We start from the raw sequence: 11,711 nt of genomic DNA on the forward strand, positions 1-11,711 counted from the left end.
TGGCGCCGCTCCACGACGATATCCGCCGTTTCCGCAGCGCACTCGATCGCCACGGCGAGGGCACCCGCGCGTTCATGAACGCGGCATCGCCCGGGCTGATCACCGCCTTCCAGAAAAACGCTTTCTACCCCAGTCACGAAGCCTATCTCGCCGATCTCGTCGCGGCGATGCGCCCGGAATATGAGGCGATCGTCGCCGCCGGCTTCGACCTGCAGCTCGATTGCCCCGATCTCGCGATGTCGCGCCACACCGGCTATCAGGAAATGGACGAGGCGACGTTTCTGCGGACGATCGCCGCCAATGTCGAAGCGCTCAACGCCGCCACCGCCAATATCCCGCCGGAACGGATGCGGATGCACGTCTGCTGGGGCAATTACGAAGGGCCGCACGATCATGATATCGAACTCAATCGGATCATCCATATCGTGCTCGGCGCGCGCCCGGCGACAATCCTGTTCGAGGCCGCCAATCCGCGCCACGAGCATGAATGGATCGTGTGGCGCGACGCGCGCGTGCCGCAGGATAAATTGCTCGCGCCGGGGCTGATCGACACCTGCTCCAACTATCTCGAACATCCCGAGCTGATCGCGCAGCGGATCGAGCGGTTCGCCGCGATCGTCGGCAAGGACCGCGTGATCGCGAGCACCGATTGCGGATTCGGCACCTTCGCCGGCTATGGCAAGATCGACCCTGCGGTCACCTGGGCCAAGCTCGCCAATCTGCGCGCCGGCGCGGATCTCGCCGACGCGCGGCTATAGCCTAGCTCTCCCCCCGCGCCGCCGCGCGCGCCTCGGCATAGCGCTCGCGCCTGAACTTCTCGAACCCGGTGCGCTGCTGGAAGCCGGGGTCTTCGGGATAGTCGCGGAAGGCGGCCAATATATCGTCGAAAACTTCGCGCAATTCGTCGCGGAACTCGGGGTGCGAGAAGATATAATAACGATTGGCGCGGATCGCCTCGACCCCCCGCGCCGCGATCACATCGGGTTCCATGCCGAATTCGTGGACTTCGCGCAGCCGCTCGACGCCCGCGCTGTCGACCGGCCGGGCGCCCGCCTTCAATTCGTCGGGGCGTATCTCGTCGCTGGCGTAGATATGGCTTTTGACCAGCCCCGGGCACAAGACCGACACCCCGATGCCGTGCGGCGCCAGGCTGTAGCGCAGCGATTCGCTCAAGCCCCGCACCGCGAATTTCGCGGTATTGTAGATCCCCGGCGCCGGCCCGCACAGAAAGCTCGCCATCGACGCGGTATTGACGACATGCCCGCCCGCGCCGCGCGCCTTCATCCGCGGCACGAACGTCATCACCCCGTTGATCACCCCGTTGAGGTTGACCCCCATTACCCAGTCCCAATCGTCGTAGGACGATTCGTCGATCGTCTGGAACAGGTTGATCCCGGCATTGTTGAACAGCAGGCTGACCGGGCCGAGCCGCGCCTCCACCTCGTCCGCCGCCGCCGCAAACCCCGCGCGCGACGCGACATCCAGCGGCACGCCGATCACGTCCTGATTGTCGAGCGTCTTAAGCGCGGCAGCGATCGAATCCTCGCGGATATCGGCGATCGCGACCTTGCATCCCTCGGCGAGCAATGCCCGCGCCAGCCCCAGCCCGATGCCGTTCGCCCCACCGGTGACGAACGCGGTGCGCCCCGCCAGATCTTTCATATCGCTCTCCGATTCTGTTTTTTCGGTTGCGCATAATTGTATTCAACGCATACAATTTGCCAAGCGCAAAACATGGCGCATTAGCGAGAGGATGACGGATGGCGATCGCCCCTGCGACTGCGACCGTGGAGATCGTGGCAGATGCCCCGCCGCGCGCCGACACGCGCGACTGGCCCTCCCCCGGCGCGGCTTATTGGGCGCTCGCGGTGATCGTGCTGGCGACCTTCCTCACCTTCTTCGACCAGGTCGTGTTCGGGATGCTGGCGCAGCGCATCAAGGCCGATTTCGGGCTGACCGACGCGCAACTGGGCTTCCTTGCCGGGCCGGCGAGCATCATCTGCTATCTGTTCGTCGGTATCCCGCTGGCGCGGCTGGCGGACATCTATCCGCGTAAATATGTGCTCGCGGCGGGCGTCTCGGTGATCGGGGTGATCACCGCGCTCGGCGGGCTGGCGCAAAGCTTCGCGCAATTCGTCGGGACGCGCGTGTTCCTCGCCGCGGGCGGATCGGCACATGCGCCGTCATCCTATTCGCTGCTGGCCGATGCCTTTCCACCGCGCACGCTGACCCGCGCCTTCGCGCTGCTGCAATTCGGCTTCATCGGCGGGACGACACTCGGCCCGATCGTCGGCGGGATGCTGATCGGGATGACCGCGCATTGGGCGCCGAGCGAAATCGGCCCGCTGCGCATCTTCGGCTGGCAATGGATCATGATCTGGACCGGGCTGCCCGGGCTGCTGATCGCGCTGCTGTTCCTGACCGTGAAGGAGCCGCCCCGGCTCGCGCCCGCGCCCGATGCGCCGCAGCCGCCGCGCGACGCATCGCTCGGCCGCCGCATCCTCACCGCCACCGGGCTCGATGCGGCGCGCGCGATCCACGCGCAGCGCCGAGTCTATTATCCGTTGTTCGCCGGGCTGGCGCTGAGCGCGATCGAGACGTTCGGGCTGCAATTCTGGCGCGTGCCGTTCATGATCCGCAGCTACGGGTGGGACGAAGCACAGATCGGCGCGGTGATGGGGGGGATGATCCTTGTCGCCTCGCTCGCCGGGCTGGCGCTGGGCGGCGCGTTCGTCGAGTGGCTGGCAAAGCGCCATAAGGACGCCAATGTCCGCGCCGCGGCGATCCTGTTCGGCTGCGTCACCTGCTGCGCGATCGCGGCGCCGCTGATGCCCAACGGCCATGCCTCGCTTGCGGTGATGAGCCTTGGCGCGATGTTCGGCATCGCCGGCGCGGTGCCGCAAAATGCCGCGATCCAGCGCGTCGCGCCCAATGCGATGCGCGGGCAGGTGACGGCGATCTATCTGTTCATGTTCACCTTCTTCGGCGCGATGGGCAGCTTCGTCGTCGGGCTGGTGCAGGATTTCGTGATCGGGGTGGAAAAGGATCTGTGGAAGGCTTTGGTCTTCACCGCCGCCGTGCTGCTGCCGCTCGCCACCTTGTGCATGGTGCGCGCGATTCGCCCCTACCGCGAGGAAGTCGAGCGGCTCGAAGCGCTCGGCCGTTGACTCCGCCGCGAGGTCAGCGCAAATTGTACGTAAAGCATACGATCAGGAGAGTGAAGATGGCCGATGTCGCCCCCCGTGTCGCCGCGCTGGAACAGGCCGTTGCGGATCTGTCCCGCCGCCTCGCCCGGCGTGAAGACGAGCTCGATATCCGCAAGCTCCAGCACCTTTACGGCTATCTCATCGACAAATGCCTTTATCGCGAGACGGTCGACCTGTTCACCGACGATGGCGAGGTGCGCTTCTTCGGCGGGGTGTGGAAGGGCAAGGAAGGCATTCGCCGGCTCTATGTCGAGCGCTTCCAGAAGCGCTTCACCCACGGCACCAACGGTCCGATCGACGGCTTCCTGCTCGATCACCCGCAGCTGCAGGACATCATCACCGTCGCCCCGGGCGGCGAGATCGCGCATGGCCGCGCGCGCTCGATGATGCAAGCCGGGCGGCACAAGGATTATGCCGATCCCGCCAATCCGATGCTCGGCGCGCGCCAATGGTGGGAAGGCGGCATCTACGAGAACACCTATCGCAAGGTCGACGGCGTGTGGCGCATCGCCGTGCTCAATTATATGCCGCAATGGCATGCCGATTTCGACGCGGGCTGGGCCAATACGCCGCCCGAATATGTCCCCTTCCCGCGCCAGACCTTCCCCGAGGACCCGACCGGGCCGGACGAGCTGATCGCCGATCACTGGCTGTGGCCGACGCATAAATTGGTGCCCTTCCACCTGAAGCATCCGGTCACCGGCGAGGAGATTGTCGCCGAACGCTGGGAGGGCGATGTCGCCCGCGAAAAGGCGAAGGCCGCGCAGTGAGCTACCCCGACCTTCACCTCGTCATCGGCGGGGAGCGGATCGCTGGCGCCGGACGGCGCACGAGCGCGGTGGTCAATCCCGCGACGGGCGAGCCGATCGCCGAGCTGCCGCTCGCGGACCCGGCCGATCTGGACCGCGCGCTCGATACCGCCGCGCGCGGCTTCCGGTCGTGGCGCGAGTCGACCCCGCAGCAGCGCGCCGCCGTCCTCAACGGCGCGGCGCGGCTGTTGCGCGAGCGGGCCGACGATCTCGCCCGCGTCGCGACGCTCGAACAAGGCAAGACGCTCGCCGAAGCGAAGGTCGAGGTGGCGATGAATGCCGCCTTGTTCGAATTCTATGCCGGCGAAGCCTTTCGCCTCTACGGGCGGACGTTGGTCCGCCCCGCCGGACAGCGTTCGACCGTCAGCCACGAGCCGGTCGGCCCGGTCGCCGCCTTCGCACCGTGGAATTTCCCGCTCGGCAATCCGGGGCGCAAGCTCGGCGCGCCGATCGCGGCGGGCTGTTCGGTGATATTGAAGGCGGCGGAAGAAACCCCGGCCTCCGCGCTCGGCGTGCTGCAATGCCTGCTCGACGCGGGCCTTCCGCCCGATGTCGCGCAAGCGGTGTTCGGCGTGCCCGACGAGGTATCGCGCCATCTGCTCGCCTCGCCGGTAATCCGCAAATTGAGCTTCACCGGCTCCACTACCGTCGGCCGGCATCTCGCCCGGCTCGCGGCGGAGGATATGAAGCGCACCACGATGGAGCTCGGCGGCCACGGCCCGGTGCTGGTGTTCGACGATGCCGATATCGACCGCGCGCTCGATACGATGGCGGCCTCCAAATATCGCAACGCGGGGCAGGTCTGCGTCTCGCCGACGCGGTTCATCGTCCACGAGGCGGTGTTCGCGCGCTTCCGCGACGGCTTTGCCGAGCGCGCCGGGCGGATCGTCGTCGGTGACGGGCTCGATCCGGCGACCGGGATGGGGCCGATGGCCAACCCGCGCCGCCCCGAAGCGATGGAGCGATTGATCGCCGATGCCACCGCGCGCGGCGCGCGGCTGTGCACCGGAGGCAAGCGGATCGGCAACCGCGGCTACTTCTACCGGCCTACCGTCCTCGCCGACGTTCCGCTCGACGCCGCGGTGATGAACGAGGAGCCGTTCGGCCCGATCGCGCTGATCAACCCCTATCGCGACGAGGAAGCGATGATCGCCGAGGCGAACCGCCTGCCTTATGGCCTCGCCGCTTATGCCTGGACGCAGGACGCGCAGCGCCAGCGCCGCGTCTCGCGTGCGATCGAGAGCGGGATGGTCGGCATCAACACGACGATGATCGGCGGCGCGGATTCGCCGTTCGGCGGCGTCAAATGGTCCGGCCACGGCGCGGAAGACGGTCCCGAAGGCGTTACCGCCTGCCTCGTCACCAAGGCGGTGCACGAGGGCTGAGCCTCGCGGAGACCGGCGCCTGTCGCATTGCCCCATCCCGACCCCTCCCCTGAGCGGGAGCGACCAAGAAGTTCGAGGAACCTCGCATTATGACCCACCAGCTCAACACCGGCGGCGATCGTGGTTATCGCCGCATCGCGACCGAAGAAGCCTTCGCCACCCGCGAGCAGATCGACGCCTTTCTGCGCATGGTACGCGACGGCACCGCCGACAAGGGCATGACCTCGCTCTGGGGCTTCTACGCGCAATCGCCGTCGGAGCGCGCGATGCAGATCATCGAGCGGCTGCTCGATCTGGACGAGCGGCGGATCGCCGATATGGACGCCACCGGGATCGACGTCGCGATCCTCTCGCTCACCTCGCCGGGTGTCCAGCCGCTCTTCGACGCGGACGAGGCGAAGGCGATGGTCACGCGCGCCAACGACTATCTCGCCGAGCGTTGCGCGGCCCACCCCACCCGCTTCGTCGGCATGACCTCGATCGCGCCGCAGGATCCCGAATGGTCGGCAGCCGAGATCCGCCGCGGCGCGCGCGACCTCGGCTTCCGCGGGGTGATGGTCAACAGCCACACCCACGGCCATTATCTCGACGAACCGCAATTCGATCCGATCTTCCGCGCGCTCGCCGACACCGGCCAGCCGCTCTATATCCACCCCCAGACCTTGCCCGACGCGATGATCGGCGGGCTGGTGGAGGCCGGGCTCGACGGCGCGATCTTCGGCTTCGGGGTCGAAACCGGGATGCATCTGCTGCGGCTCATCACCACCGGTATCTTCGATCGCTACCCCGATCTCCAGATCGCGGTCGGCCACGGCGGCGAGGCGATCCCTTATTGGCTCTACCGCATCGATTTCATGCACAAGGCCGGGGTGCGATCGAACCGCTACGAACGGCTGAAGCCGCTCAAGAAGGATGTCGTCACCTGCCTGCGCGAGAATGTGCTCGCCACGACGAGCGGGCTGCCCTTCCCGCCCGCGATCCGGCTGATGCTCGAGGTGATGGGGGAAGATCGCGTGATGTATGCGATGGACTATCCCTATCAATATGTCCCCGACGAGGTGCGCGCGCACGATCTGCTCGACATCCCCGACGGCGCCAAGCGCAAGCTGATGCAGACCAACGCCGAGCGCGTGTTTCGGCTGTGACCGACGCGGCGAGGGCAAAGGCGCTGCCCGGCGCGGGCTATGCGTTGGCGCTGGTCGCCGCGACGCAATTGGTCAGCCTGCTCGATCGCAACATCCTCGCAATCCTCGCTCCCGCGATCAAACGCGATCTCCATATCGGCGACGCCGAGATGGGGTTGCTCTACGGCACGGTCTTCGCATTGTTCTACGCCTTGTTCTCGCTCCCCCTGGGGCGGCTGGCGGACGGCTGGCTGCGCACGCGCCTCTTGGCGATCACGATCTTCTTCTGGTCGGTCGCGACCGGCTTTGCGGCGTTCGCCAACGGCTTTGCGTTGCTTGCATTGAGCCGGCTCGGTGTCGGCATCGGCGAGGCTGCGTCGCAGCCCGCGGGCACCAGCCTCGTCTACGATTATTTCCCGCGCCACCGGCGCGGAATGGTGATGGCGGTGCTGGCGGCGGCGATCGCGCTCGGGCTCGGCGGGTCGCTGATGATCGGCGGCGGCGCGGCGGACTGGTGGAACGCGCATCATGCCGGCGGCCGTCCGCCGCTCGGCCTCGCCGGCTGGCAGTTCGCCTTTCTCGTCGCCGCCGCGCGGGGCTTCGTCATCGCCGCGCTGATGTGGGGGCTGCACGAGCCGGTGCGCGGCGCAATCGATGGCGTCGACACGCCGCCCGATCCCGCGCCGTTCCGCGCCAGCCTCAACGTGTTCGGCGCGATCCTGCCGGGGACCAACTGGATCGCGCTCGGCCGGCGTCGCGCGGCGCCGCGCGACTGGCTGATCAACCTCGTCGCGTTGGCGCTGATCGTCGCCGGGGCGATCACCGCGATCCGCTGGACCGAAACATTGTCGCCGCGCCCGCCGCTGGTGCTCGGCGGCGTGACCGTCAGCGCGCATATGCTGCAATGGAGCGTGATCGGCTTCGGCTTGTTCGTCCTCGTCAACCTGGCGCAGGCGCTGCGCCGCGACGATCCGCCGACCTTCGCCGCTTTCTCGTCCCCGTCGCTGCTTCTGTGCATCGCGATCGGCTCGCTCCAGGGGGTGATCAATTACGGGGTGATGGGCTTCACGCCCTCGTTCCTGATGAAATCCTATGGCCTGTCGCCCGCGATGACCGGGCTCCAGTTCGGGCTGCTCAGCGCCGCGATCGGGGTCGCCGGGCCGCTGATATCGGGTCCTTTGTCGGATCGGCTGAGCGGCGGGCGGCCCGCGCGGCGGGTGTGGGTGACCTTGTTCTCGCTCGGCCTGTCGCCGCTCATTGCGCTCTGGGTCTATCGCGCGCCCGATGCCGCCACCTTCTACCTGCGCTTCACGCTGTACAGCGTCGTGCTGACGATGTGGCTGCCGCCGCTCTATGCGGTGATGTTCGAACAGGTGCTGCCGCGGATGCGCGGGATCACCTCCAGCACCTATATCGTCGTGTCGACGATCACCGGGCTCGGAATCGGGCCTTATGCGGTGGGGCTGATCAGCGACGCGAACCACGGCGATCTCGGCGCCGCGATCCTCTCGATCAACTGGGTCGCGCCGGCGATCGTCGCGATGCTGATCGCGCTCGGGTGGCGCGTCGCGCGCGATCAGGCGCGGCTGCTGGAACGGACCCGCGCCGCGGGCGAGCCGGTTTAGACCCCTAGGGTCGATCGACGTCAGTTATTTCGGGTAGAACACCGCCAACCTCCCCCGTCACCCCCGCCCTGGGCCGGGGGTGACGGATTGCGAGGCCCGAACGGCTGAATGTTGTCCGCCCTAGCCGGTCACCCCGATCTCTGCGGCATCGGCCCAATTGCCGTGCAGCCCGAAGCGCAGCCGGATCGGGATATGGATTTCGGCGATCGGCCCCTTTTCGATATCAAGCGCGTCGAACAGCAGCAGATCGGATCGGTGCTCCTCCAGCCGGTTGCACACCTGGACGATCCAGCCGTCGCCCTCCGCCGCATCCTTGTGGCGCGGGATGAAGCATGGCTCCTGCAACGACGACGACGCGCCGCACCACCATTTCTGCTCGCGCCCCGTTTCGTGATCGATCAGCCCCAGCGTGTTCATCACCATCCCGGCCGCGCTGCCGCCCTTGAGCTCGACCGGCTTGGCGGGGTCGATCACCAGCATCCAGCCGTAGCGGTAGGAAAGCCCGGTGCGGCGATCGTCGATCCGCGGGAATTCGCCGATCATATCGGTCAGCCGCTCGACCTTTTCGAACGCGTCGCCGTTCGACGCCATGTCCACCGTCCAGCGCGTAAGATAGCTCGCCGCCTCCATCGGCTTGAACGGCGCGCCGTGGATGTCCGGGAAGAACGGGAACATGTTGTTCTTCGCCTCGGGGGTGTCGAAGTGGATCTTTGTCCCCTCCTGAAACGCGTTCATCACATGGCTGGCGAAGCAATTATCGCGCTTGAACCAGCGTATGTCGGCGGCGGTCGTACCCGGCCGGCGCGGCAGGACGCCGAGATAGACCGGCAGCGTCGTGTCGAAGCCGAAATGCGGCAGCCCCTTTTCCAGCCGCTCCCAGTTCGAGGTCGACGGCACGACATGGAACAGCGCGTAATCGGGGGTGATCGCAAAATCGTGCATCATCGCGTAATAAGGCGGCTCGAACCATAGCTCCTGCTTCAATTCGCCCTCGGGCGAGACGACATAATAGGTCATCTCGCGCGTCAGCACGCCCTTCGCCGCGTAGCCGAAGGCGATCATGTCGCCCGTCTCAGGATCGATCTTGGGATGCGCGGTGAAGGTCTGGCCGGTCATCGCGCCGTTGAACCAGGTATATCCCTCGGTCTCCAGCGTTGCCGGGTCCATCACCAGCGCGGGCGAATCCTCCTTCAACGCATATAATTTGCCGCCGTAGATGAAGGCATTGGTGTTGGCGGTGCCGCGGATACGGCCTTTCACCCGCGCGTCGTCGGTCAGCGGATTGCGATAGGCGCCGAACAGCCCCTCGCCGGCGTCATGCTCCAGCTTCCACTTGTCGGTCCGCGCCCAGCGCTGGCGGAAATCGACGCGGCCGTGCCTGAAGCGAAACATCGTGATCATGCCGTCGCCGTTGAAAGCGATATCGTCCCCCAGCCGCGGCGGGAACTGCGGATCGGGCTGGACGCGATAAAAGGCCCCGTCGAGCTCGGGCGGGATCGCGCCCGTCACGTCGAGATCGGCGATATCCGCCTCGATCCGCGACGGCGTGTTGAATCCGGTGAACGACGGCGTGTCCGGGAAATGCGCCACGGCCGATCCTCTCCATTACTGTTGTCCACGGCATTGTATGCAAGACAAACATTTTTTCAACCGCGCCGATTGACCGTGCCCCGGTGCAAGCCCATCCTGTTAGGATGAATCACCTGGTTGGGACGGAGAGTGGCGCGCTGGGGGAAATCGACGAGATCGTCGGATTCCATATCCGGCTGGCTCATGGCGCAGTCTATCGGCACTTCACCGAAACCTTCGGCGATCTGGGGCTGACGCAGAAGCAGGTTTCGGCGCTGTGGCTGATCGACGACAATCCCGATATCGCGCAGGCGGATATCGGCCGCCGGCTGCAGATGGACCGCGCGACGGTGATGGCGATCATCAATCGGCTGCAAAAACGCGGCTTCGTCGAGCGCGGCGGGGCGCAGGGCGACCGGCGGCGGCTGCAGCTGCATCTCACCGATGCGGGCCGCGATGCGCTGCTCGCCGCGCGCAACTGCATCCTCGAGCATGAAGCGTGGTTGAAAGCGCGCTTCACGAAGGAAGAAACCGCAACGCTCGTGCGGTTGCTGCGCCTGATCCACGAATAGCGACGCCGCCGGCGCTCCTCAGATATCGTTATCGCACGGTAGGGATTCCTGTCGCGGTCGACGCACGCCCGCTTGACAAGCGCCGCCGCAACGGTCACGTCAATTATAACGACCGTTACTGTTAGCGAGAGGATCGACCGTGGAGCTCAAGCTCCCTCCCCATCTGACGCCCGCGCAGTTCCAGACCGCGCTGAAGGATTTCGCCTCGGTGGTCGGCCCCGGCTGGGTGCTGTCCAGCGACGAGGATCGCGACGCTTATTCGGACGTCTATGCGCCCGGCGACGCCGCGCAATGGCCGCCCTCCGCCGCAATATCCCCGGCGAGCGTGGAGGAAGTGCGCGCGATCGTTCGCCTCGCCAACCGCTACAAGACGCCGCTATGGCCGGTCAGCCGCGGCAAGAACCTCGGCTATGGCACCGCCGCGCCGCGCCTGCCCGGATCGATCGTGCTCGATCTGGGCCGGATGAACCGCATCCTCGAGGTGGATGCCGCGCTCGGCTATGCCGTGCTCGAGCCGGGGGTCGGCTTCTTCGACCTGTACGAGCATCTCCAGCGCACCAAAACCCCGCTCTGGATGTCGGTGCCCGGCAACGCCTGGGGCTCGGTGATCGGCAATGCGCTGGATCACGGGATCGGCTACACCCCTTATGGCCTCAACGCCCGCAATCTGTGCGGGATAGAGGCAGTGTTGCCCGACGGCGATCTCGTCCGCACCGGGCTCGGCGCAATGGCCAACAACAAGGCGTGGCACGTCTTCCCCTTCGGCTATGGCCCGACCTGGGATCTGATGTTCTCGCAATCCAATATGGGGATCGTCACCAAGGCCGGCGTGTGGCTGATGCCCGCGCCGGAAACCTCGCTGGAACTGATCTGGGACATTCCCGAGGAAGGCGATATCGGCTGGGTGATCGATACGCTCGCGCCGCTCAAGATCGCCGGCGTGGTCGATCAGTCGATCTTCATCCCCTCATGGCTGGGCAAGATCGTGCTCAAGGGGCAGCGCCGCGATTTCTGGGACAAGCCCGGTGCGATCCCCGAATGGCGCGTCAAGGAACTGCTGACGCAATATAAGCTCGGTTACTGGCAGGTCGCGTTGCGGCTCTACGGCGACGAGGGCATCGTCAAGGCGCGCGCCGATGTGGTGAAAGCGGCGATGGCGCGCCACCTCAAGACGCCGCCGGTCGAAAATTGGTGGCGCCAGGGCGATCCGGTCAACGCGATGGACATCACGATGGGGGTGCCCTCCGCGGTGCCGCTGCAGATGAGCGACTGGATCGGCGGGCGCGGCGCGCATCTCGGCTTCTCCCCGGTCGTCCCGGCGACCGGGGCGGCGGTGACCGATCAGTTGAAGCGCAGCCGGAAGATCATCGGCGACGCCGATGTGGATTTCTACGCAAGCTTCACGATCGGCGGGCGTTTCG

At 66.4% G+C, this 11,711-nt stretch carries 10 protein-coding genes; 8 read left to right on the forward strand and 2 right to left on the reverse strand.

The window, feature by feature from the left end:
* The coding region (locus tag BGN95_RS15135) for a uroporphyrinogen decarboxylase/cobalamine-independent methonine synthase family protein (protein WP_286773168.1) at nt 1-758 on the forward strand (758 nt) is incomplete at its 5' end.
* Nucleotide 759: 1 nt separating this feature from the next.
* Here the strand turns inward: BGN95_RS15135 and BGN95_RS15140 are convergent.
* A complete protein-coding gene (locus BGN95_RS15140; protein WP_286773169.1) occupies nt 760-1,662 on the reverse strand; it encodes an SDR family NAD(P)-dependent oxidoreductase in 903 nt (300 codons plus the stop codon).
* 98 nt (nt 1,663-1,760) lie between these two features.
* Here BGN95_RS15140 and BGN95_RS15145 point away from each other — a divergent pair, with 98 nt between their 5' ends.
* The 5 genes from BGN95_RS15145 (at nt 1,761) to BGN95_RS15165 (ending at nt 8,149) form a co-directional block, all read left to right on the forward strand.
* Nucleotides 1,761-3,167: an MFS transporter gene (locus tag BGN95_RS15145; RefSeq protein ID WP_265314569.1), complete on the forward strand. Its 1,407-nt coding sequence runs from the start codon at nt 1,761-1,763 to the stop codon at nt 3,165-3,167.
* Nucleotides 3,168-3,223: 56 nt separating this feature from the next.
* Nucleotides 3,224-3,976: a nuclear transport factor 2 family protein gene (locus tag BGN95_RS15150; protein WP_265314567.1), complete on the forward strand. Its 753-nt coding sequence runs from the start codon at nt 3,224-3,226 to the stop codon at nt 3,974-3,976.
* Nucleotides 3,973-5,400 (forward strand): NAD-dependent succinate-semialdehyde dehydrogenase, encoded by a 1,428-nt coding sequence (locus tag BGN95_RS15155; protein ID WP_286773170.1) that lies wholly within the window; start codon nt 3,973-3,975, stop codon nt 5,398-5,400. The genes BGN95_RS15150 and BGN95_RS15155 overlap by 4 nt, the downstream gene beginning before the upstream one ends.
* 89 nt (nt 5,401-5,489) lie before the next feature.
* Complete coding sequence (locus BGN95_RS15160) at nt 5,490-6,545, forward strand: amidohydrolase family protein (protein WP_286773171.1); 1,056 nt, start codon at nt 5,490-5,492, stop codon at nt 6,543-6,545.
* A complete protein-coding gene (locus BGN95_RS15165; RefSeq protein WP_286773172.1) occupies nt 6,542-8,149 on the forward strand; it encodes an MFS transporter in 1,608 nt (535 codons plus the stop codon). Before BGN95_RS15160 ends, BGN95_RS15165 begins: the two co-directional genes overlap by 4 nt.
* Before the next feature lie 120 nt (nt 8,150-8,269).
* On the opposite strand, the gene BGN95_RS15170 is transcribed toward BGN95_RS15165, so the two are convergent.
* The gene (locus tag BGN95_RS15170; RefSeq protein ID WP_286773173.1) at nt 8,270-9,739 is read right to left on the reverse strand and encodes a lignostilbene-alpha,beta-dioxygenase; all 1,470 of its coding nucleotides are present in this window, start codon (nt 9,737-9,739) and stop codon (nt 8,270-8,272) included.
* A 104-nt stretch (nt 9,740-9,843) separates the two neighbouring features.
* Here BGN95_RS15170 and BGN95_RS15175 point away from each other — a divergent pair, with 104 nt between their 5' ends.
* Together BGN95_RS15175 and BGN95_RS15180 are read left to right on the forward strand one after the other, a co-directional pair.
* Nucleotides 9,844-10,290 carry a Saro_0803 family transcriptional regulator gene (locus BGN95_RS15175; protein ID WP_179514193.1) on the forward strand — a complete coding sequence of 149 codons (447 nt, stop codon included), beginning with the start codon at nt 9,844-9,846 and terminating at the stop codon, nt 10,288-10,290.
* Nucleotides 10,291-10,429: 139 nt separating this feature from the next.
* A partial coding sequence (locus tag BGN95_RS15180) for an FAD-binding oxidoreductase (RefSeq protein WP_286773174.1) occupies nt 10,430-11,711 on the forward strand: 1,282 nt, incomplete at its 3' end.

Origin of the sequence: Sphingomonas sp. 66-10, from assembly GCF_001897045.1 — a bacterium.
Classification (GTDB): domain Bacteria; phylum Pseudomonadota; class Alphaproteobacteria; order Sphingomonadales; family Sphingomonadaceae; genus Sphingomonas; species Sphingomonas lycopersici.